Raw genomic sequence first — 23,075 nt, forward strand, 5'->3', positions numbered from 1 at the left:
GGCCCTGCCAAGGAGAGAACCGTATGAAATCATTCTTTATCACCGGCACCGATACCGATGTGGGCAAGACGCTGGTGGCGCGCACCCTGCTGCGCGAATTCAGCGCACAGGGAATCAAGTGCGCGGGTTACAAGCCGGTCTCGGCCGGATGTGCTCGCACTCCGGACGGGCTGCGCAACCTGGATGCCGTTCTGTTGCAGGAGGCGGCGAGTCTGCCGCTGCCCTATGAGGTGGTCAATCCGTTCGCCTATGAGCCGCCGATTGCGCCCCACATCGCCGCCAGCGAGGCACGCCAGCCTATCACCATGCAGGGGTTGAGCGAGGGGCTACGCAAGATTGAACAGGCCGGGGCCGAGCTGGCGGTAGTGGAAGGGGCGGGGGGCTGGTATCTGCCGCTCGATCGCAAGCATTTGCTGTCGGACTGGGTGAAACAGGAGAACATGGCGGTGATCATGGTGGTGGGGGCCAAGCTGGGTTGCCTCAATCATGCGCTGCTCACCTTTGCCGCCATTCGCAATGATCAGCTGCCGGTGGCGGGGTGGGTAATTAATCGTCTCCATGGTTCCATGAGCCATTATCAGGAAAATCTGGACACCCTGAGGGGCTTGCTGCCAGCCCCCTTCCTCGGCGAAATTCCGTTTATAAACAATCCGCTTGAAGCCGATTTGCAGGGGCGTCTTGATATCTCGCCGCTACTTTGACGGCATATTCAGCGAACATTCATCGAATCTCCCTAGAATGTCGACATTAACATGATCAGGTGGGGATCCCGAGTGATCCCCGGTCATGTCCCTTATCTTCACAAGGAGTCTATATGAAGCGAATTATGCTATTCCTGGTGACCAACCTGGCCGTCATGCTGGTGCTGGGGGTGGTACTCAATATCCTGTTCTCGGTTCTGGGGATCAACAAGTCCAGCATTTCCGGGCTGTTGGTGTTCTGTGCCGTGTTCGGTTTTGGGGGTTCCTTTATCTCCTTGCTGATGTCCAAGTGGATGGCCAAGCGCAGCTATGGCGTCCAGGTCATCGAGCAACCCCGTAACGAGACCGAGCACTGGCTGGTGAGCACTGTGGCTCGTCAGGCCCGCGAAGCGGGTATCAAGATGCCGGAAGTGGGGATCTACGACTCTCCCGAGATGAACGCCTTTGCGACCGGCGCTCGCCGCGATGATTCGCTGGTGGCGGTCTCCTCCGGCCTGCTCTACAGCATGAGCCGTGACGAGGCGGAAGCGGTACTGGCCCACGAGGTGAGCCACGTGGCCAATGGCGACATGGTGACCCTGACCCTGATCCAGGGTGTAGTGAACACCTTCGTGATGTTCTTCGCCCGTATCGTGGCTGGCGTGATCAGCAACTTCTTCAGCTCCAACAACGAGGAAGAGAGCAGCAGTACCGGCGGTTTTGCCTACATGATCACCGTGTTCGTGCTGGAAATGCTGTTCGGTATTCTGGCCTCCATCATCGTCATGTGGTTCAGCCGTCAGCGTGAGTTCCGTGCCGATGCCGGTGCCGCCAAGCTGGCCGGTCGCGACAAGATGATTGCCGCCCTTGAGCGCCTCTCCCGCGGTGCCGAGCCACAGCTGGAAGGCTCCATGATGGCCTTTGGCATCAACGGCAAGCGCTCCATGAGCGAGCTGTTCATGAGCCACCCGCCCATCGAGCAGCGTATCGCCGCCCTGCGTGGTTGATAGATGCTGAATGACGGGGATACCCTGCATAAAAAACGGCTGCCTTCGGGCAGCCGTTTTGCTTTTCAGCGTTCTTTAAAGCTTGAAGTGCCCCATCTCCTGGCGCAGTACCCGTGACAGCTGCTTGAGCTTGGCCGCCTCTTGCGACACGTGACGGGCGGCATCCCCCGATTGCTCTGAGAGAGAGGTGATGTTGCCGACGGTAGAGACCACCTCGTTGGCGGCGGTGGACTGCTCGCGCAGGGTGTGGCTGATTTCCCCCATCAGGCCGGTGAGGTTGGAGGCGTGGCTCTGGATGCTGGCGATCGCCTCGCCGGTTTGGTTGGCCAGCGTGACCCCGCGAGAGACGTTGTTGACCGTGTTCTCCATGCTGCGAATGGAGGCATCCGCCCCGCTCTGGATCTTGCTGATCATCCCGGTGATCTGCTGGGTTGAGGCCGCCGAGCGACTGGCCAGATTGCGCACCTCGTCGGCGACCACCGCAAAGCCGCGACCCTGTTCACCGGCCCGCGCCGCCTCGATGGCCGCGTTGAGGGCCAGCAGGTTGGTCTGATCGGCGATGCCGCGGATCACCCCGATGATCTCCGAAATCTGCTGGGTATGGCCGTTGAGCTCGGAGATGGTGCTGGCCGCATCCCCCACAGTGGTGGAGATATTCTCGATGCTGCCAAGCGTCTCTTTAATGACCCCCGAACCCTCCTCCAGGGTATTGGCGGAGACCTTGCTCAGCTCGTCGGCATGGGTGGCATTGTCGGAGAGGTGGCTGATGCTCACTACCAGCTCCTCGATGGCGGCGGCCATGGTCTGGGTGCTGGTTTGCTGATCGGTAGCAAACTGGGCGGTCTGCTCGGCGATCTGGGCGATGCTGTCGGCAGAGTGGGATAGCTCCTCGGTGGAGTGGGAGACCTTGGCGATGATCCCCTTGAGGGTGGTCTGCATGCCGCCGAGCAGGCCGATCAGGCTCTCTTTCGATCCTGCCGGCACCTTGATGGGGCGCGAGAAGTCCCCTTCCGCCATCATATGGAGATCGGTCTTGAGCTGTTCGACCGAGGTGCCCACCAGATCGAGCAGGGAGCGATAGGTGCGCCAGAGGAAGAACATCAACACCAGACCGAGGGCGATAAAGAGATAGCGCAGCATATCGGTATTGGCGATGGCGCTCTCGACTGCCTCATGGTTGCGCTGCTCCATCATCACGTAGAAGTCATCGATGGGGGACATGATGCGCCCCTTGTTCTGGTGATAGGCCTTGTCATGCATCATGGCGATGGCTTTTTGCTGGTTGGCAACCGGATCGCCATCGGTCTGCTGCACCAGTTTGAAGGCGGCGACCTCGGTGTTGACCAGCGCATCCGAGTTGTTTTTGGCCTCGTTCAGTTTGGCGAGCTCACCGTCGGTGAAACCGGCATCCTTCATCAGGTCGATCAGGCCACGGCGAACATTGCTGTCGGGGCGGGGATTCTGGCCGTTGGCGGCGACAAAGTCCCAGTAGATACGGTTGTAGCCATCCGGCCTCGGCTGTTCGCCGTTGCGAATGGCCAGGATCCGCATGTACTGCTGCTCGTAGGCTGGATCCTTGGTGATGACATAGGTGCGACCGAGTCGGGTCAGATCATCGGAGGATTGGCGCAGCTCATCGGCCAGCAGGTAGGAGACATATTGTTGTCGATAACTCTCTTCCAGTTGTTTACCCGCCCAGCTGTAGGCGAAAAACACCAGTGACAGCAGGATCAGGGTGATGACGGATAGCAGCAGGTTGAGCTGAAAGGCGGGCTTGTTCTGTTCCATGGTATGGGCGTCCTTTCCCTATGGCTGAGTGTCGTATGGAGCATCGCCAAGTCAATGGCTGGCAAGGCTTTTTGCTCTGAGAGTATAGGAAGGGAAACTCACTGATGAAGGCCGTGGGGACAAATTAAGGGCGGATCAGGTGAACAAGTGTGGATAAAGATGACCGGGGTCAATTCCTCGGTCATCTGGGGGGGGCGTGAGTTAATGCGGCTCGATCACCCGATCATAGGATTTCAAGGTCAGTGAGCGGCACGGCGCAGCAGGTAAGGATCTTGCCCTCGGCCCGCTCGGCGGCGGTGATGGCGGGGGCGTCGGGGTGATCCACCTCGCCCGAGATCAGCGTCTGTTTGCAACTGCCGCAGATGCCGGCGCGGCAGCTCCATGGCAGCTCTACACCTTGCTTTTTGGCCTGATCCAGCACTGTGCCCTGATTGTTGCCGGTAAAGGCTTGGGCGCCGATACGCAGTTGCACCGCCTGATGGGGGCGGGCCACCGAGAGAATGGCGCCGCCAAAACTCTCCTGTCTGATCCGCGCGGCCGGTACGCCGAGGGCTGCCACTTTCGCCGCCGCATCGGCCATAAAGCCGTGGGGGCCACAGATAAAGACCTCTTTTTCGGCCAGCCCTTTGATACGTTGCAGATGCTCATCATTGAGTCGCCCTTGCAGCCCCTGCCAGTGATTGTCCGGCTGGCTCAGGATAATGGTGAGGGCCATACCCTGCTGCGCCATGGCGTGCAGTTCGCTGGCGGCGGGAATGTCCGCTTCGCTGCGGCACAGGTGCATAAAGTGAACCTCTTCGAGCTCCCCGCGCAGGGTCAGGGTGCGGGCTATCGTCAGCATGGGGGTGACGCCGGAGCCTGCGGAGAGCAACAGTAGGTTGCGCTCGGACCCTAAGTGAAACTCACCAGCGGGGTTGGCGGCCAGCAGCCGGTCGCCCACCTGCAGTTGCTGGTGCAGCCAGTGGGAGATGCGGCCACCCTCCACCTTTTTGACGCTGATGCTGTAACGCTCCGGGTGATCCGGCGTGGAGCTCAGGGTATAGCGCCGCTGGATCCGTTCATTTTTGATATCGAGGCTGATGGGCAGATGCTGGCCCGGCAGGTAGTCGGGCAGGGGCTCGCCATCGGTCGCCTCGAACCAGAAGGTCTCCAGATCCCGCGCCAGCGGTTCGCGGGCCACGCAGACCAGCTCCCGCTTCTTCGGCGCGGCGGCGGGATAGACCACCGGACGGGTACGTTCCAGCACCTCGATCTCGCTGCCTGCCTCAATCCATCCCTCGTTCAGCGCCACCAGATTCTGGCCGAAGTAGACCTCGCCATCCTCGCCACGGCGGTAGCGGGTGAGAGTCGCCAGCGGCTCTTTCAGGGCGTTGAAGCGATCGGTGCCCGCTTCCACAGTGGTCATGATGCAGCGGCTGCAGGGCTTGACCACTTTAAATTCCACCTCACCGATGCGGATGCGCACCCAGCTGTCCTCCTCGAAGGGCTGGGTATTGCTTGCCACCAGATTGGTGCGGAATTGGCTCATCTGGTGCAGGGCATCGGAGCGCAGATTGAGATCCTCAAGGGAAGCCTGGCTTATCAGCAGCAGCGGATAACCGTCGGCAAAGCTGACCCGGGTGCCGGTCTTCTCGCGAAAGCGATCAGAGGTTTCACCCAGCCAGAGCAGTTGCACCGTCTCCCCTGCCACCCGGCTCAGCCATCCATCGGCTTTGGGGTCGGTGTGCAGGGCGGTAAAGCGGTCGCTCCAGACTCCGGTAGCTTGCGGGGTGCGGCTGAAGTCGGTCTCTTGCAGGGTGAGCGGTTCAAAGCCCGGATAGCGCAGTTGCAAGCCCCCTTCGATGGGGGTGGCCACGACCTGTTGCAGCTGGGGATGGGTACGGGCTGTGATAAAGGTACCGTCCGGTTTGACCACCATGTAGCGGCGATCCCCTGCCAGTCCCTCTTCGGTCACCCGGGCGCGAGCCAGCGGCATACCTGCAGTCGATTTGATGGGGTAGAGGTGAATGCTGTCTAGCCTGGGCATCTTCATATCCTTGTGACGCGGCGCGATCGCCTGGAAAAAGGGGAACATAACGGTTCCCCGACGATCCGGCAATCCTTTCAAGGGGGCGGTCTATAGTTGGGAAAACAGAACAAGAGGGCATAGGGATGAAAATAAGCTGGTTGCTGGTGGGGAGCCTTTTTTGCCACGGGCTCTGGGCGCAGGAGCTGACCCTGACCACGGGGGAGTATCCCCCTTACTGCTCCGAGACGCTCAAATATCAGGGGCTTATCCCTCATGTGGTGAGCGAGGCATTCAAGAGTGAGGGGGTGAGCGTCAAGTTCCAGTTTCTGCCCTGGAAGCGTGCCTTTCGCTTGTCGGAGGAGGGGGTGGTGGATGGCACAGTCCACTGGTATGAGTCGAGCGAGCGGCGCAAAACCCATCTCTACAGCGATCCCATCCTGAGCGAAACCTACGTCTGGTTCTATCTCAAGTCAGATCCGCTGGAATGGCGTGGCTATCAGGATCTGGCGGATCGCAAGCTGGCTGCGGTCAGTGGCTATACCTACAATGCAGATTTTTTTGCAGCCATCGCGCAGGTGCCGCTGCAGGTGCAGTTCGTCACCCGGCTGCGTCAGAGCTTCGATCTGCTGCTCTCCGGCCGCGCCGACCTGACCCTGGAGAACATCGATGTCGGTTACTACTCCCTGCGTCAGTTCTACCCGGCCAGCACGGTCGATCTCTTTGCAACCCATTCAAAACCCGTGATGAAAGTTGAAGGTCACCTGCTGATCAGCCGCAAGCGCGCCAACGCTGACGAACTCATCAAAACCTTCAATCGGGGGCTCGCCAAACTGAAAGCCAGCGGTCAGCTGGAGAAGATGTTACTTGAGTCACGTTCTGGTCTCTATGAACCATAAAGTGCAACATTTTTTGATCCTGATTCGCTAATCAGTACAAAAAAGCGGCCATTATCGACTCAGTTCCCAGTTTCTAACGCTTTCGCTTCTTCCCCATCCGGCCACCGTCCGCCTCGGCTACACGGTATCAAGCGCCATCGGGTGGGGCCTGTCACACAAAAAGAAGAAAGCAATGTATGAGCAAACAACTGGACATGACCCCATTGCCGGATCTCTCCCTGAAAACGGGAACAGGCCCGGTGCGTACCCGGCTACCCGTCTGGCGGCCGGCCTTGCCACCCTGCAATCACGCCTGCCCGGCCGGAGAAAATATCCAGGCCTGGCTCTCTTTGGCGCAGGCCGGCCGTTTTGAGGCGGCCTGGCAGACCCTGATCGAAGAGAACCCCTTGCCCGCCATTCATGGCCGGGTCTGCTATCACCCCTGCGAGAGCGCCTGCAACCGCGGTCAGGTGGATGAATCCGTCTCTATCCATGCCATCGAGCGTTTCCTCGGCGACGAGGCGCTGGCCAAAGGCTGGCTGCCTGCGCCCCCCGCGCCCGCCAGCGGCAAGAAGGTGCTGGTGATCGGGGCTGGCCCCTCAGGCCTCTCCTGCGCCTGGCACCTCAACCGGCTCGGCCATCAGGTGGAGATCCGCGAAGCGGGGCCGCTGGCGGGCGGCATGCTGCGTTTCGGCATTCCCGCCTACCGTCTGCCCCGCGACGTGCTGGAGCGGGAGGTGGCCCGCATCGTGGCGGCCGGAGTGACCCTCACTCTTAACCACAAGGTGGAGGATGTGCTGCGCGAGCGCGACGAGGGGGGCTTTGATGCCGTCTTTATGGCCATCGGCGCCCATCTGGCCAAGCGGGTCGATATTCCAGCCCGGGAAGCGGGCAAGATCCTCGATGCGGTGAGCTTCCTCGAACAGGCCAGTCTGGCCGAAGAGCAGGGCTTGCCCCCCCCCAAACTGGGACGGCGGGTAGCGATTTATGGGGGTGGCAATACCGCCATGGATGCGGCCCGTACCGCCCGCCGTTTGGGCGTTGAAGAGGCAATGATCATCTACCGCCGCGATCGGGACCATATGCCTGCCCACGCCTTTGAAGCCGACGAGGCCGAGGAGGAGGGGATCAAGATCAACTGGCTGCGCAGCATCCGTCAGCTCGACAACACCAATATCGAGGTGGAGGTGATGGCGCTGGATGCCGAGGGCAAGCCAGTACCCACCGGCAAGTTTGAAACCCTCGAAGCAGACTCCCTTATTCTGGCGCTGGGTCAGGAGGTCGATCTCTCGGTGCTGGAGAGTATTCCCGGCGTGCGGGTCAACAAGGAGGGGGTAGTGCAGGTTGGCGAAAACCTGATGACGGATGTGCCGGGTCTCTTTGCCGGTGGCGACATGGTGCCCTCCGAGCGCACCGTCACCATCGCCACCGGCCACGGCAAGAAGGCGGCGCGCCATATGGATGCCTGGCTGCGCGGTCGCCACTACCACAAACCGCTCTCCTACCCGCTGGTGGGGCCGGAGCAGTTGCAGTTATGGTTCCAGACCCACGCGCCCGCCAGCAGTCAGCCGGTCAAACCGGCGTGGGCGCGGGACGACTTTGGCGAGATCATCGGCGGGCTGGATGAGGTGGCCGCCCGCTTCGAGGCGGCGCGCTGCTACTCCTGCGGCAACTGCTTCGAGTGCGACGGCTGCTATGGCAGTTGCCCCGAACAGGCCATCGCCAAGCTTGGGCCGGGCAAAGGCTATCAGGTGGATGCCGAGCGCTGCACCGGCTGCGGTGCCTGTCACGACCAGTGCCCCTGTCACGCCATCGAGCTGCGCCAACCGGAGGAGTCCCAATGAAACATGAACTGATCATGGTCGACGGCAACGAAGCCGCGGCCCGGGTGGCCTACCAGCTGAGTGAAGTGTGTGCCATCTACCCCATTACCCCGAGCTCGACCATGGCCGAACTGGCCGATGCCTGGGCGGCGGAGGGGCAGACCAACCTGTGGGGCAACATCCCCACAGTGGTGGAAATGCAAAGCGAAGGGGGGGCGGCCGGCACGGTACACGGCGCCCTGCAGGCGGGGGCGCTCGCCACCACCTTCACCGCCAGTCAGGGGCTGATGCTGATGCTGCCCAACATGTACAAGATCGCCGGTGAATTGACCTCGGCGGTGTTCCATGTGGCGGCCCGCTCGCTGGCGGCGCAGGGGCTGTCGATTTTTGGCGACCATCAGGATGTGATGGCGGCGCGCAGCACCGGCTTTGCCATGCTTGCCTCCGGCTCGGTGCAGGAGGCGCAGGACCTGGCCTTGGTCGCCCACAGCGTCACCCTGCAGTGCCGGGTGCCCTTTATCCACTTCTTCGACGGCTTTCGCACCTCCCACGAGGTGAACAAGATCACCGCCCTGCATCGGGATGAAATTCGCGCCCTTATCGATAACGACTGGGTGCGCGCCCACCGTGCCCGGGCCCTCAACCCGGATCATCCGGTGATGCGTGGCACAGCCCAGAACCCGGATACCTATTTCCAGTCCCGCGAGAGCGTCAACCCCTTCTACGAAGCGGTACCGGCGCGGGTGCAGCAATGCATGGACAATCTCGGCGAGCTGACCGGCCGCCACTACCGGTTGGTGGAGTACCACGGCGCGCCCGATGCCACCGACGTCATCGTGCTGATGGGCTCGGGGGCGGCCACCGCCCGCACCACCGTGGATTGGCTCAACCAACAGGATCGCAAGACCGGGGTCTTGGTTGTGCGCCTCTATCGCCCCTTCCCGGTACAGGCGCTGCTCGATGCGCTGCCGCAGAGCGTGCGGCGCATCGCCGTGTTGGATCGCACCAAGGAGCCGGGGGCGGGCGGCGAGCCGCTGCTGCTGGATGTGCAGAGCGCCCTTATCGACGGCTTGCAACGCGGCCTTATCAAGCGGCTGCCTTGGCTCAGTGGCGGTCGCTACGGCCTCTCTTCCAAAGAGTTCACCCCCGCCATGTGCGCGGCGGTGTTCGAGGAGCTGGCATCCGATGCGCCGCGCCCGCGCTTTACCGTGGGGATAGTGGACGATGTGTCGGGCCTCAGTCTTGCCTGGCACCCCATCGGCGATCTGGAGCCTGCCAGCCGGGTGCGGGCGCTCTTCTTCGGTCTCGGTGCCGACGGCACAGTCGGTGCCAACAAGAACAGCATCAAGATCATCGGCGAGCTGGAGGGGTTCCACGCCCAGGGCTACTTCGTCTATGACTCCAAGAAGTCGGGCTCGCGCACCGTCTCCCACCTGCGCTTTGGCCCCGAACCCATCGACGCCCCCTGGCTTATCGAGCAGGCGAGCTTTATCGGCTGCCACCAGTGGGGCTTTGTTGAATCGGTCGATCTGCTGGAGCACGCTGCCGAAGGGGCGACCCTGCTGCTCAATGCCCCCTATGAGGCGGACAAGGTGTGGGGTCAGCTGCCCGAGCGGCTGCGCGCCCGTATCCGTGCCCTCAATATCCGGCTCTACTGCATCGATGGGGATCGGGTGGCCGAGCAAAACGGCATGGGCAATCGCATCAACACCATTATGCAGACCTGTTTCTTCGCGCTAGCCGGAGTCTTGCCGCGGGATGAGGCCATTGCCCTTATCAAGGAGAGCATCGAGAAGAGTTATGCCCGCAAGGGGCCCGAGGTGGTGGCGCGCAACTTCGCGGCGGTGGACGATACCCTGGCTCACCTCTGCAAGGTGGCGATCCCGGCCGGTGAGGAGCAGATCAGCGACTATCCGCTGCCATTGGCTCCCGGCGGCAGCGAGTTTGTCCAGCGGGTGACTGGCGAGATGCTGGCGGGGCGCGGCGATCTGATCCCCGTCTCCATGCTGCCGGTGGATGGCACTTACCCCACCGCCACCAGCCGCTTCGAGAAGCGGGATATCGCCCGCGAGATCCCGATTTGGCATTCGGATATCTGCATCCAGTGCGGCAACTGCGTCTTTGTCTGCCCCCACGCGGCGCTGCGGGCCAAGTTCTACCATCAGGACTGGCTGGCAACCGCCCCCGAGGCAGCGCAGTCGGTGCCCGTCACCGCCAAGGGTTTCCCCGACAGCCGCTACACCTTGCAGCTCTATCCGGAAGATTGCACCGGTTGTGGCCAGTGCGTGCAGGCCTGTCCGGTGCGGGCCGGAGCGGATGAAAGCCATGAAGGCGAGCGAGCCATCGCCATGATGGACAAGGCCCCCCATCTGGCTGGCCAGAAACAGGCACTGCGCTGGTTCGAGAGCCTGCCGTGGCCTGCCCGCGAGCGGGTGGACTTCTCCACGGTGCGCGGCACCCAGTTCCTCGAACCCCTGTTCGAGTTCTCCGGTGCCTGCGCCGGTTGTGGCGAGACCCCCTATCTCAAGCTGCTGACCCAGTTGTTTGGCGATCGCATGCTGGTGGCCAACGCCACCGGCTGCTCCTCCATCTACGGCGGCAACCTGCCGACCACGCCGTGGGCCAAGAACGGCGAAGGGAAGGGGCCGGCCTGGTCGAACTCCCTGTTTGAGGACAACGCCGAGTTTGGCTTTGGCTTCCGTCTCACCGCCGATCAGCATCACGGTCAGGCGGTGGCGGCCCTCGAAGCGATGAAGGGGGAGCTGGGCGCCGAGCTGGTCGATACCCTGATTAGCGCACCGCAGCGGCTGGAGTCGGAGATCCGTGCCCAGCGCACACGGGTGGCGCAAGTGCGGGAGCGGTTGGAGGAGGTGAAATCCGGCAAGGCCCGCGAGCTGCTCTCCTTGATTGATCAGCTGGTGCGCCGCTCGGTCTGGATCATCGGCGGCGATGGCTGGGCCTATGACATCGGCTCATCGGGGCTCGATCATGTGCTCGCCTCCGGGCGAGATGTGAACGTGCTGGTGATGGATACCGAGGTTTACTCCAACACCGGCGGCCAGATGTCGAAATCGACCCCGCTCGGCGCCGTCGCCAAGTTCGCGGCGGGGGGCAAGACGCTGGCCAAGAAGGATGTGGCGCTGCAGGCCATCTCCTACGGCAACGTCTATGTTGCCCGCATCGCCTTTGGTGCCAACCCGCAGCAGGCGCTGCAGGCCTTGCGTGAGGCGGAGGCCTATCCGGGGCCGTCGCTTATCATCGCCTACAGCCACTGCATCGCTCACGGCATCGATATGGAGTTTGGCCTGACCCAGCAAAAACGCGCCGTGGCCTCCGGTCACTGGCCGTTGATGCGCTACAACCCGGTATTGCGCAGATCGGGGCAGAACCCCTTCAGCCTCGACAGCCTGCGCCCCTCCATTCCCCTCGCTGAATATCGGCAGGAGGAGACCCGTTATCGGGTGCTGGCCCAGAGCCATCCGGAGGAGGCCGAGCGGCTGATGCAGGTTGCGCAAAAAGTGGCGTGGCAGAAGTGGGCCACCTACGAGGAGATGGCTACCCGCGAAGCCAGCCATTTCCATCCGCCGGTGTGAGGATGGGGTGAAATCGGTATGAGAAAGCGGGCCACTGGCCCGCTTTGGGGATGCTGAAAAAGCATAATTTTGATTATAGATATACGTATCTATCAATCTGACCGGTAATTATTTGATAACATATTGAATACAAATGATAATTTGTTGATATGTTTGATATCTACAGGCAATATGCTGGGAGCTAAAATATTGTAATGCAACCTGAATATTTAGAGGCCATTTTGGAAACTATTAATTTTTTTATTGAAAACTGGAAAGACGCTATAAGTATTCTTGCTCTGGCTGTAGCAATTATTTCTGCAGTTGCGGCGTTAAAGTCTGCATCTGCGGCAGAAAAATCTGCTCAACTTGCAGAAAATCAACAAAAGTTAATTATTGTCCAGTCAATATCAAGTTCTTTGCAGGCAATATGTCACGGAGTATATGTAGCGAAGGAGATGAAAAAGTCGTTAGATTTTTCTTATGTTGAGTTGGCGGTATGGACTGGTCAAGTTGGTAGTAGCAGATTTAATCTCGCAAAAAGTAAAATAGAGGAACGAGTTTCTGAATTATTACCTTTAGAGGATATTGCACTTGAAAAATTGTCTCAGATCGCCAGTTTATCAAATCTTTCTATGGTTGCTCTGATTTCTGAACAAGCAAATTATGAAGTTTTTAATCAAAGCGTGGCAAGGGAGAATATGTTTTTAAATAAAGAGCTGAACGATGTTATGCAGGCAATAAATACATTTAGAAGTAAGGTTTAATAACTGTGTCTTATATGGGGTTGACTATTATATTATCGATATTTCTTGAGTTTGCCTCAATGTAATTGGAGTAAAGATGAATATTGAACAAGGTGTTTTTCTTATTTACACAGAAGCATTTGAAGAAGACATTTTCCATGACTTTGCTGATGATTTAAATCAGAGTGGAATTCCCACCATGGTCGCATCAAGGCCAGACCCTGGCCCACAAGCTTGTCTTGAGTGGCTGATGCCGACTACTATTGTTGCGGGAATTTCAGCTGGTTTTTTAAGTGAGATGGGTAAGGATTTATATCAACATTTAAAAGTTAAGTTGTCTAATTTAACAATCGAGACAATGAGGAAACCTAAAATTGAGCCGTTCTTAATTGGAACAAAAGGTAAGGTTTTTGATAATAATCCGTACTCGAATGCTTTCTCTATTTATTCTGATGCGACAGACGGAAATAAGTTTAAATTATTGATACCTAAATACTCTCTGGATGCAGATTATAATAAAATAGTTTTTGCTTATTTAGATTTTCTACAAAACTATAATCAAGGTGCTATATCTGCATTAGATATAGGGTATGATGTTTCAAAGAATGGTTATTCTAGTATAGTATTGGTTCACTTTAATGAGTCAACGAATAGAATTGAATGGTTAAGTCCTATACCATCTTATGTTAGAGAGCAGTGAGTTGAAAATATTTTAGTGTAAAATTTCGTAAGGTTAAATGTGTTGTAGTCGAGGTGTAATTGGAGGCGGCATTAATATTCTAGCTGATAATATGTGTCTCCTTTCAAAAGTAAAACATATTAAGTAACTCAGCTTTTGCTTCTTCAACATTTAGTTAGGCTGTGTCAGTGATTTAGGAAAATATGACGTTCTAAGTGTAAATCAGAGACCGCAATTTCATCGGTATTTGTCTATCTACAGACCAAGGCTTCCTTTTCTTTCCAAGGCAGGTAAGCTGCGGGGCACATAGCGTCAAGCAGGAGAAGGGACGATGACAGAACAACATATCGCCGGGACGATCGGCATTCTGGGGGCGGGGTGGCTCGGGCTGCCGCTGGCGCGGGCCCTGTTGGCGGCAGGTAAGCAGGTAGCAGTCACGGTCAGCAGCGCCGAGAAGGCGGCCCGTCTGCGGGGGGAGGGGATCAACGCCTATCCGCTGACGATTTCTGCCCATATGTCGGATGCGTGGCCCATCCCCTGCGAGAGTCTGGTGGTCTGCGTACCGCCCAGCAAGGCCGATGACTATCCGCAGGCGGTAGCCAAGGCCTGCGCGTTGGCCAAAGCGAATGGCACCCGGCGGGTATTGTTTGTTAGCGCCACCTCGGTGTGGGGGGCGGGGCAGCAGGAGGGTGAAGTGCCCCAACCCCGCCATGCCCGTGGCGAGCGGATGCTGGCGGCGGAGCAGGCGGTGCTGGCGGCCGGTTTCGAGGCGGTGATGATAGTGCGTCCCTCCGGCCTTTATGGCCCGGATCGCCATCCCGGTCGCTTCCTCGCGGGCAAGACCCTGGATGGTGGCGCCCAGTCGGTCAATCTGGTCCATCTGGACGATGTGGTGGCGGCTTGCATGCTGCTGCTGGCGCGGGGCAAGGACGGGGATGTTTTCAACCTGAGCGCACCGGTGCATCCGCGTCGCGAGCAGTTCTACCCCTTTGCGGCGCGCCAGCAGGGGCTGCCCGTGCCGGTCTTTATCGAGCCTGCCGGTGAATTTCAGCCCATCGACGGTCAGCTGATTTGCCAGCAGATGGGATTCAACTATCGCTGGCCCGATCCGGCCCACTGGTTTGCCGAGCTCGCCGCCTCGGGCAATTGAGGTTTGCCAAGGGGGAGATCGCCCCCTATCATGCCGCCATCCATGAGAGAGAGGCGGTAATGATGGTAGATACAAAACGTCACCCCGATGGGGAGTTGTTGCTGAGAACCCTGGCAATGCCAGCCGATACCAACCCCAATGGCGACATCTTTGGTGGCTGGATCATGTCCCAGATGGATATAGGTGGGGGCATTATGGCCAAGGAGCTGGCAAAAGGACGTATTTGTACCGTATCCGTCGAAGGCATGACCTTTCACAGTCCGGTCAAGGTGGGCGATGTGGTCTGCTGCTACGGCCGCTGCATGAAGATCGGTCGCAGCTCCATGAAGCTCAAGCTGGAGGTGTGGGTCAAGCCGGTACTGCGGGAGAACGATGCCCAGCGTTACTGTGTGACCGAGGGGATCTTCACCTATGTCGCCATCGACGAACATGGCAAATCCCGCCCGGTTCCGGTGAGTGCCTGATTAAATCAGCCGGGCATTGATGATGGATATTTCCTGCTCAAGCCCGGTTTTTTGCCGTATCATGCGTTCCAGCATCTCTTCCGAGCCCACATATTGCAGGGTGTCAAACAGGCAGAGATCGCATTGAGGGTCCCGTCTTATCTGATAGACGGTGGCCAGCTCCACTTGATGACAATTTCCTTGTTGATCATAAAACGTCACGTTGTACCGAAGTTCTTTCGCCATGAGACAGCGTCCTTCTGGTTGGGTGGAACAGGGACTATCAGCTTAGTCGGCGTGGATGACGTTTGTGATGGTCGCAACAAAAAGCAAAGGCGGGCGGTTGTTAGCCAATGAAAAATAGTTATCGCATTCTTGGCACCTCCCTGCTGACCCTGGGGTTGGTAGGTTGTTTTGAGGTGCCGGATCAGAACCATCTGGTCACAGCTCAAGGGATTGTGCCGGGACTCGACTGCCAGCGTCCGCCGCTGGTAGCGTTGGCGACCACGGCGCTGCCCCGTGAATTCGGGGTGACGGTGTGGAATCTCTACAAGGGCCAGCGTAAAAACTGGCGCGAAGGGATGGACAGTTATGCCAAGGGGCAGGATCTGGTGTTGCTGCAAGAGTCGGCCACCCGTCCCGATATGCTCGACTGGCTGCGCGCCGGTGATTTCCAGTGGCAACAGCTGCAAGCCTTCACCCAGGGCGGCGTGTCGTTCGGGGTAATGACGGTGGCCAAGACCCCGCAGGCGTTCGTCTGTGGCGTGCGCTCCCCCGAGCCCTTGCTGCGCATCCCCAAATCCGGGCTGGTGAGCCTCTATCCGCTGCAGGGCGATCCTGACGGCGTCATGGTCATCAATATCCATGCGGTCAATTTCGAGCTGGGGATGGCCACCTTCCGCGAGCAGCTCAACGATTTGACTGCGCTGGTGCGCCGCCATCAGGGGCCGGTGATCCTGGCCGGTGATTTCAATACCTGGAGCGACAAACGTCAGTTCTGGTTAAGCAAATTGGTGGACGAGCTGGGCCTGCAAGAGGCCGTGCCGGTGCCTGACTTGCGCCGCACCGCCTTCGGTCGCCCGCTGGATCACCTCTACTACCGCAATCTGGATTTGGTCGAGGTGAGTTCACCGGCGACCGACAGCTCGGATCACAACCCCATCATTGCGCGTTTTGCCGCTCAGTCTGTGACTCCCTGACCCCAGTCTGTGACTTCCTGACAAGGGATGGTGCGAGTTCCGTTAATAAAAAATCCGGCGCCTGATGGCGCCGGATTTTTTATATGCTCTGGCGGTCAACCCGCTCGGGATGACCCGCAAGAATTACTGGTAGAGACCCAGATTCGCTTTGGCGTAGGCTTCGAAATCGGTGCAGCCACCGATGTGCTGCTCGTCCAGGAAGATCTGCGGCACGGTATTGACCGGCTTGCCGGCGCTCTTGGCCAGATCTTCTTTGGTGATGCCTTCGGCATGGATATCCACGTAGCGGAATTTGAAGTCATCGCGCTGTTCGGTCAGCTGCTCGGCGATCTGTACGGCACGGACACAGTAGGGGCAACCCGGGCGACCAAAAATCACTGCAAACATATTTTCTCTCCGTTTTTTAAGCCGTTTATGTATGGCCGTTGATATGAGGCAGGCAACAGCATAGCCCTGCCTCGTGGCGACTTGAAGCCGAAATTATCGATACCGTGATTCGAGTGGGCCTATTGGCTCAGCTCTCATCGGCGATCTGGATCGGCTGCTGCTGATAGATGCTCTCCAGCACCCCCTTCTCGAACACAGTCCAGGGCCACGGTGCCTTGCTGGCACGGTAGCGATCATGGGTGGCCGGATCTTGGGACAGGCCACGCTGGAACATCACGAAAGCCTTGCGCTGGCCGCCCGCGGTATCGATAAAGCCCACCAGATTGGAGGTGCCGGTGATGGTGCCGGTCTTGGCGTGCACCTTGTTCTTCATCATGGGGGCGGTGACGCTGCGGCGCCACGCCAGGGTGCCATCCACCTGGGAGCTTGGTAGCAGCTTGATCAGGCCAAGCTCGGCATCATTTTTCTGGATGAAGGTGAGCACCGACATCATCTGACGGGCGCTGATGAGATTGTGAGCGGAGAGACCGGAGCCGTCTGCCAGAGTTGCGTTGCCCAGATCGATGCCGTTCTTGGTCAGGATGGCGCGCACTGCCATGGTGCCGCTGCGATAGCTGCCCGGCTTGTTGTAGTAGTGACGGCCCACGGTTTTGAGGAAGGTATCGGCATAGAGGTTGTCCGATTTCTTCAGCATCTTGGCGAGCATCACCGGCAGGGAGACCGAGTAGTGGGTGCCGAGGGTCTCTGCCCCTTCAGGGGCCTTGTGGGTGACCCGCAGCAGGCCATCATGCTTGATACCGGCACGGTTCATCGCCCAGCGGATGTTGTCCCAGCCCCAGGCTTCCACGTCGTGAATGGCGAAACGCAGCCCCTGCGGCTCCTTGTTCGGGGTGATGCAGCCCTTGAGCTCGTAGAAGTTGCCCTTGGCCATGTCCACTTCCAGTGCGCAGAACTGGCGCGCCATGTCGCCATAGCTCATCACTTCCACGTTGTCGGCACCGATGCCGATGGGGACGCCGGTAGCTACATTGCCCACCGCCGGTTTGCCAATCTGGGTGGCAGTGATGGTGCCGTAGGCGCAGTTCTTGTCGATGATGACCGAGGAGACAGGAGCGGCGAAGCAGAGGGTCTGATCCCCCCACGACCAGCCGTTGCCGCGCTCGTAGCCGTTGTAGGCGCCGGTGTTGACGTAGACGTTGCCCTTGATGCTGGTGACGCCGAGCTGTTTGAACAGGGCCAGCAGGTCCATGCGGGAGAGGGTGGGGTCGCCGACGAAGTTGATCCAGATATCGCCGTTGATGGTGTCACCCTGTTTGGCTCCGGGTTGGGCCTGAATGTCGGTGGCGAAGCGGAAGTCGGCACCCAGCTCGAGGCGAGCTGCCAGTGCGGTGAGCACCTTCATGGTGGAGGCGGGGGCGATCATCTGATCCGCGTGGCGGGCGAACTCGACGCCGTTATTGCCCTGCACCATGATGGCGTACTGGCCACCCTGAGGGGGCGTCAGCGGGGCGGCGTGAGCCGCCAGAGAAGAAAAGAGAGCACAAAAACCAATCAACAGCCGCTGCATAACATCCTCTAACGTGACGAAGGGCCCGGCAGTGGTGCCGACCCTGATAATTCAACCCGCCGATGCGGGATCGACGGGGTAACGCAATTCATGCCATGTATGCCGGTCGCCATCATGCCATCGAGTTGGCGGTACGATAGCGACCCTCATAATCAAAAATTTTCTCTTTTATCTGCCAGAAGCGACCCGATTTGCGGGCGATGACGAAATCGGGATGGCGAAACTGGCTTTCTGCCGCCAGCACGCTCGCCAGGGTGGCAAATTCGGGCTCCAGCCCCGGGGCGGGCCAATGATGACGCACAAAGTGCTGTTGAAACAAGCGCCGTGCGCCCGGGGAGTGAAATCCGAAGTATTCATTGAGGGTCAATCCATCCTCATCGTGGTAAGTCACCTCCAGCCGCTCCCCCTGTTTGCCGCGCCCGGCTGTGAGGGTTAGCCCGGCGCAGCGGATCACCATGCAATCCTTGAGATTGAGCGCCTCTTTGAGCTTGTCGTCAGGGTCCACCAGCAGCTGATCGCAGCTCTGGCAGCGGCGGGCGGCGATGTCGTTCTCCGCACCGCAGCCGGGGCAGATCTTGGCGCGAAAGCGGTAGTCACACTCTTCGCGGTTGCCCTCGTCATCTTCAAACAGCCCCTGACAGCGGCGGCCGTAGTGCTCGATCACCTTGCCATCCTCGTCGGTCTTGCCCCAGAAGGTGTTGGCAAAACCGCAGGCGGGGCAGGGCACCTGCACCGGCTCGGTACCGGCATGGGGGCGGGGCTCCCCCACTTCGGGGGCGAACAGGTTGAAGTTGTTGCCCGCATAGTCGAGCACCAGACAATCTGTCTTGCCCGGCGAGAGGCGCAGGCCCCGCCCGACGATCTGCTGATAGAGCGAGACCGACTCGGTAGGTCTGAGCATCACGATAAGATCGACATGAGGGGCATCGAAACCGGTGGTGAGCACCGCCACGTTGACCAGAAACTTGAGCTCGCGCGCCTTGAAGGCGTTGATGAGGGCATCGCGCTCCGGCCCCGGCGTTTCGCCGGTGATAAGGGCTGCCTGCTGGCCTCTGGCGCCAAGCAGGCCGTGAATTTCGCGGGCGTGTTCGACGGTGGCGGCGAAGATCATCACCCCTTGCCGGTCGGCGGCATACTCCAGCACCTGACTCAGGATATGGGGGGTGACCCGCTGCTGGCGCTTGAGCTCGCCGTTGAGATCCGCCTCGCTAAAGAGGCCGTTCTCCCGTGCCACCAGCTTGCTGAAGTCGTAGTGGACGATGGGGGCATCCACCATGCGCGGCGGCGTCAGGTAGCCGTTTTTCACCATAAAACGCAAGGGCAGCTCGAACACGCAGTCGCCGAACAGCCGCTCGCCGTGGCTTTTGACCATGCCGTGGTAGTGGCGCCGGTAGATCCAGCCCAGCCCGAGCCGATAGGGGGTCGCGGTGAGACCGAGGATCTTGAGGGCCGGATTGGCGGCCTTGAGGTGGTCGATCACCTGATGGTACTGGCTGTCATCATCGAGCGAGACCCGATGGCACTCATCGATGATGAGCAGCGAAAACGCCCCGTCGAAGGCATCCAGATTGCGGGCGACCGACTGCACCGAGCCAAACACCACCTGGGCGCTCGCCTCCTTGCGATCCAGACCGGCGGCGAAGATGTCGGCCTTGAGCCCCCACGCCTCGTACTTGGCGTGGTTCTGCTCCACCAGCTCCTTGACGTGGGCCAGCACCAGTACCCGACCGCGTGCCTTGCGGGCCAGCTCGGCGATCACCAGACTCTTGCCGGCCCCGGTGGGCAGCACCACCACGGCGGGATCCGGGTGTTTGCGAAAGTGGCTGATCACGGCGTTGACGGCGTCGGTCTGATAGGGTCTGAGAACGAACATGAGGGCGTGGCGTTTTGGCATGGTACGGCGCAGGGTGGCGCCATTATAGGGTGCTTGCCGCCACAAAAACAGCGGGCCGGCATGATGCCGGCCCGCTGGGTGCTTTGGTGCTGATCAATGGAACGGGAAGATGTAGTTCATCCAGCTTGCCATGCGCAGCAGCACTTTGCGCATCACAGATACATGGTGGAAGTACTGGGTGTAGACCGCGGCCTGCCCACTGGCACCGGCAATCATCTGATACTTGGCCCACTCGGGGTCGGTGATGGAGATAACCACCGGCAGGCGACCCGGACGCACCGCCGTGGTCTGATCCAGCAGACCGGCGTTGGCCTGCACGTTACCGGCGGCAATGGCCGGAACCACGGCTGTCACCTTGCCTTTGAAGATCTTGCCGGGTACGCCATCGATCACCACTTCGGCCTCATCGCCCACCGCCAGTCGCTGCATGCTGTTTTGCCAGAACCAGCCGACGTAGGCGGTGTCATCCTTGTGGATGAAGGTCATCACCGGACGATACATGAAGGGGGTGGCGATCATGCCGGGGCGCAGGGCCAACTGCACCACATGACCATCGCTCGGGGCATAGACCACGGTTTGTGACTGCTGGTACTTGGCTTCCATCAGCTGGGCCTGCAGATCGTTCAGGGTGGCTTTCTGCTGGTCAATCTGGGCCACGATGTCATCCACGTTGGCCTGGGTGACGTCGAGGTCACGCTGCTTGCCCACGCCACGGCGCATCAGGTCGCTGGCGCGATCCCGATCCAGCCTGGCGGAGCGCAGTCTTGCCTCAATGGACTTGAGGTGCTCGCGGTTGGATTCGACCCGTGCGGTGAGGCTCTCCACTTTCAGGCGGAACGGTTCGTCATCGAGGCGAAACAGCACGTCGCCTTTTTTCACCGGCTGGTTGGCCTGCACCGGAACCTCAACGACCCGGCCCTTGACCAGCGGCACTATGGGGGTGGAGACGTAGTAGTTGCGCGCCATCTCGGAGTAGGGGTGGTTGTAGTTCATCAGCATGATCAGGGTGCCGATGAGCAGCACGCCGCCCAGTGCTGCGGTGGGGACGGTCCACTTGTTGAGTGGGATGCGGAAGATTTTGAATATGGCGACACACAGCGCCGTGTAGGTCAGGATCAGTAGCAGGTCCATGGTTTATCCCTGTTGCTCACTCTGTTCGATAGTGTTGATACGGCTCTTCAGATCCGCTAACTCCTGCTTGAGGGCCGCCAGCTCCTCTTCATCTTTTTGCAGCCGCTGGCTAAAGCCCCAGCCGCGATCGGGGCGATAGATGGTTGCCCAGATCCAGAGGAAGGGCCACAGCACGTGCAGGGTAAACAGGCTGACCCAACCTGCCACGTGAATGGCATCCTGATGAGGGTGATTCCGATGTTTGGCTATCTCGTAAGGAATATCGTGGATAACGATGACTCCATAAAAAATGACCAGCCCGACAAAGACGAGCAGACCAAGTGCAAAATAATCAAGGGCCATTTATAACCTCCACTGGCATGACGCACAGCTTAATCATTGGTTCCAACAAGCACTAAAGCAATTAAGAATCACACATTTATCGTCAGTTCGCCCGGAATCTTAAAGCTATTCGCTGTATTGAAGCTGAAGCCATCCAACAGTTGTCTTATTAGTCTTTTTGTCATTAAAAAAGGCGCCATCAGGCGCCTTTTTGTGCTGCTTTCGCTGCATTTTTTGCTGTTTTTACCCTTCGCTGGTACTGCTGACCAGCGGCTGGCGGAACTTCATCAGGAAGGCCACGGTAATGGCCGCCGTTGCAGTCAGGCCGATGATGGTGGAGGTCCCCATCTCCAGCCCGAACCCGATGGGGGCGTTGGCCAGATAGGTGATCACGACAGCAGTCATGAACATGGCGGGAAGGGTGCAGATCCAGTGCAGCTTGCCCTCTTTGATGAGGTAGGCAGCTGCAGCCCACAGCATGATGACGGCGGTGGTCTGGTTGGCCCAGCCGAAGTAGCGCCAGATCACCCCGAATTCAGCCTTGGAGATGATGAAGCCAAGGATAAACATGGGGATGGCGATCAGCAGACGCTTGGCCAGCGGCTTCTGGGTCATCTTCAGGAAGTCCGCCACGATCAGACGAGCACTGCGAAACGCGGTGTCACCAGAGGTGATGGGCAGGATCACCACGCCGAGGATGGCCAGAATGCCACCGACTGTGCCGAGCAGGCTGGTGGAGACTTCGTGTACCACGGCTGCCGGGCCGCCGTTGGCCATGGTAGCGTTGAGTGCTTCGGTGCTGTCGTAGAAGGATAGACCCAGGGTGCACCAGATAAGGGCGATGATCCCTTCACCGATCATTGCACCGTAGAAGATGAAGCGGCCGGATTTTTCGTTCTGCATGCAGCGCGCCATCAGCGGTGACTGGGTGGCGTGGAAGCCTGATACCGCGCCACAGGCGATGGTGATGAACAGCAGCGGCCAGAGCGGCAGTTCGGTCGGGTGCAGGTTGGAGAAGTCCATCCCGGTGTTGTAGAAGCCTTTGCCGGAGGCGATCAGGCCAACGATGAGGCCGACCGACATGAAGACCAGCAGGGCGCCGAAGATGGGGTAGAAGCGACCGATGATCTTGTCGATGGGGACTATGGTCGCGAGGATGTAGTAGGCAAAGATTGCCACAATCCAGTAGACCAGGTCGGTGGAGGTGAGGTTGGCGAGCAAGCCGGCCGGGCTCAGTACGAATACCACGCCCACCAGCATCAGCAGCACCACGGCAAACAGGTTCATGAAGTGCTTGGCGGCGGTGCCCAGATGCTCACCGACCACGGTTGGCACCGAGGCCCCCTTGGCGCGCACCGACAGCATGCCGGAGAAGTAGTCATGTACCGCACCGGCGAAGATGCAGCCAAAGACGATCCAGAGCATGGCGACCGGGCCGTAGAGGGCACCCAGGATGGGGCCGAAGATAGGGCCGACACCTGCGATGTTGAGCAGTTGAACCAGATAGACTTTCTTGTCCGACATGGGGACATAGTCCACCCCGTCAGCCATGGTGATGGCGGGGGTTTTCAGCTCGGGTTTCGGGCTGAATATCCGTTCGATGAATTTGCCGTATATGAAGTAGCCGGCCACAAGTAAGCCGACACAGAGGAAGAACCAGATCATTGCTACGCTCCTGCATTGTTATTTTTTAGTGTGCAGAGCTAGTCTAAAACGGTTGCGCCTGGCTGGCAGGTGAAACTCCCCGAGCGGCGCTTTGGCGCGCCGAGCGGTCGGCGGCTGTGATCAGGCGCACACTCCGCGGC

Annotated in this window: 19 protein-coding genes; 10 read left to right on the top strand and 9 right to left on the bottom strand. The window is 59.3% G+C overall.

The window, feature by feature from the left end; translation table 11 throughout:
- The first annotated feature begins 23 nt into the window (after positions 1–23).
- Positions 24–701 (top strand): dethiobiotin synthase, encoded by a 678-nt coding sequence (gene bioD, locus I6L34_RS17810; protein ID WP_005337893.1) that lies wholly within the window; start codon positions 24–26, stop codon positions 699–701.
- 113 nt (positions 702–814) lie between these two features.
- Positions 815–1,687 (top strand): protease HtpX, encoded by an 873-nt coding sequence (gene htpX, locus I6L34_RS17815; RefSeq protein WP_005337890.1) that lies wholly within the window; start codon positions 815–817, stop codon positions 1,685–1,687.
- 75 nt (positions 1,688–1,762) lie between these two features.
- Here the strand turns inward: htpX and I6L34_RS17820 are convergent, their stop codons facing one another.
- Both I6L34_RS17820 and I6L34_RS17825 read right to left on the bottom strand, forming a co-directional pair.
- Positions 1,763–3,475, bottom strand: a complete 1,713-nt coding sequence (locus I6L34_RS17820) for a methyl-accepting chemotaxis protein (protein ID WP_005350493.1) — start codon at positions 3,473–3,475, stop codon at positions 1,763–1,765.
- Between the two features lie 223 nt (positions 3,476–3,698).
- Positions 3,699–5,549 (bottom strand): MOSC N-terminal beta barrel domain-containing protein, encoded by a 1,851-nt coding sequence (locus I6L34_RS17825; RefSeq protein WP_216955093.1) that lies wholly within the window; start codon positions 5,547–5,549, stop codon positions 3,699–3,701.
- 77 nt (positions 5,550–5,626) lie between these two features.
- On the opposite strand from I6L34_RS17825, the gene I6L34_RS17830 reads away from it, so the two are divergent.
- From I6L34_RS17830 to yciA, 7 genes are all read left to right on the top strand, one after another.
- Positions 5,627–6,379, top strand: a complete 753-nt coding sequence (locus tag I6L34_RS17830) for an ABC transporter substrate-binding protein (RefSeq protein ID WP_181224408.1) — start codon at positions 5,627–5,629, stop codon at positions 6,377–6,379.
- 176 nt (positions 6,380–6,555) lie between these two features.
- Entirely contained in the window at positions 6,556–8,202 is a 1,647-nt protein-coding gene (locus I6L34_RS17835; protein ID WP_216955094.1) for an NAD(P)-binding protein, read from the top strand.
- Positions 8,199–11,774 carry a pyruvate:ferredoxin (flavodoxin) oxidoreductase gene (gene nifJ / locus I6L34_RS17840; RefSeq protein ID WP_216955095.1) on the top strand — a complete coding sequence of 1,192 codons (3,576 nt, stop codon included), beginning with the start codon at positions 8,199–8,201 and terminating at the stop codon, positions 11,772–11,774. The genes I6L34_RS17835 and nifJ overlap by 4 nt, the downstream gene beginning before the upstream one ends.
- Before the next feature lie 194 nt (positions 11,775–11,968).
- A complete protein-coding gene (locus I6L34_RS17845; protein WP_216955096.1) occupies positions 11,969–12,520 on the top strand; it encodes a hypothetical protein in 552 nt (183 codons plus the stop codon).
- A 76-nt stretch (positions 12,521–12,596) separates the two neighbouring features.
- The gene (locus I6L34_RS17850) at positions 12,597–13,199 is read left to right on the top strand and encodes a hypothetical protein (RefSeq protein WP_216955097.1); all 603 of its coding nucleotides are present in this window, start codon (positions 12,597–12,599) and stop codon (positions 13,197–13,199) included.
- A 310-nt stretch (positions 13,200–13,509) separates the two neighbouring features.
- Entirely contained in the window at positions 13,510–14,328 is an 819-nt protein-coding gene (locus I6L34_RS17855) for an NAD-dependent epimerase/dehydratase family protein (protein ID WP_216955098.1), read from the top strand.
- A 59-nt stretch (positions 14,329–14,387) separates the two neighbouring features.
- Positions 14,388–14,792 (top strand): acyl-CoA thioester hydrolase YciA, encoded by a 405-nt coding sequence (gene yciA / locus I6L34_RS17860; protein ID WP_033113469.1) that lies wholly within the window; start codon positions 14,388–14,390, stop codon positions 14,790–14,792.
- On the opposite strand, the gene I6L34_RS17865 is transcribed toward yciA, so the two are convergent.
- Positions 14,793–15,017, bottom strand: a complete 225-nt coding sequence (locus I6L34_RS17865) for a hypothetical protein (protein WP_005337874.1) — start codon at positions 15,015–15,017, stop codon at positions 14,793–14,795. It lies immediately after the preceding gene.
- A 107-nt stretch (positions 15,018–15,124) separates the two neighbouring features.
- Between I6L34_RS17865 and I6L34_RS17870 the strand changes: the two genes are divergently transcribed.
- Positions 15,125–15,970, top strand: coding sequence for an endonuclease/exonuclease/phosphatase family protein (locus I6L34_RS17870; protein WP_005350508.1), 846 nt, complete (start codon positions 15,125–15,127; stop codon positions 15,968–15,970).
- Between the two features lie 123 nt (positions 15,971–16,093).
- On the opposite strand, the gene I6L34_RS17875 is transcribed toward I6L34_RS17870, so the two are convergent.
- The 6 genes from I6L34_RS17875 to I6L34_RS17900 all read right to left on the bottom strand — a co-directional run bounded on the left by I6L34_RS17875 (position 16,094) and on the right by I6L34_RS17900 (position 22,935).
- Complete coding sequence (locus I6L34_RS17875) at positions 16,094–16,357, bottom strand: GrxA family glutaredoxin (protein ID WP_005337870.1); 264 nt, start codon at positions 16,355–16,357, stop codon at positions 16,094–16,096.
- Positions 16,358–16,484: 127 nt separating this feature from the next.
- Complete coding sequence (gene dacB / locus I6L34_RS17880) at positions 16,485–17,924, bottom strand: D-alanyl-D-alanine carboxypeptidase/D-alanyl-D-alanine-endopeptidase (RefSeq protein WP_216955099.1); 1,440 nt, start codon at positions 17,922–17,924, stop codon at positions 16,485–16,487.
- Positions 17,925–18,036: 112 nt separating this feature from the next.
- Positions 18,037–19,797 (bottom strand): DEAD/DEAH box helicase, encoded by a 1,761-nt coding sequence (locus I6L34_RS17885; protein WP_216955100.1) that lies wholly within the window; start codon positions 19,795–19,797, stop codon positions 18,037–18,039.
- Between the two features lie 114 nt (positions 19,798–19,911).
- Positions 19,912–20,949: an HlyD family secretion protein gene (locus I6L34_RS17890; protein ID WP_144712432.1), complete on the bottom strand. Its 1,038-nt coding sequence runs from the start codon at positions 20,947–20,949 to the stop codon at positions 19,912–19,914.
- A 3-nt stretch (positions 20,950–20,952) separates the two neighbouring features.
- Positions 20,953–21,291, bottom strand: a complete 339-nt coding sequence (locus I6L34_RS17895) for a DUF3302 domain-containing protein (RefSeq protein ID WP_005337862.1) — start codon at positions 21,289–21,291, stop codon at positions 20,953–20,955.
- A gap of 222 nt (positions 21,292–21,513) precedes the next feature.
- Positions 21,514–22,935: a carbon starvation protein A gene (locus I6L34_RS17900; protein WP_047437562.1), complete on the bottom strand. Its 1,422-nt coding sequence runs from the start codon at positions 22,933–22,935 to the stop codon at positions 21,514–21,516.
- Between the last annotated feature and the right edge of the window lie 140 nt (positions 22,936–23,075).

The organism is Aeromonas sp. FDAARGOS 1404, from assembly GCF_019047085.1.
Classification (GTDB): Bacteria; Pseudomonadota; Gammaproteobacteria; order Enterobacterales; family Aeromonadaceae; genus Aeromonas; species Aeromonas veronii.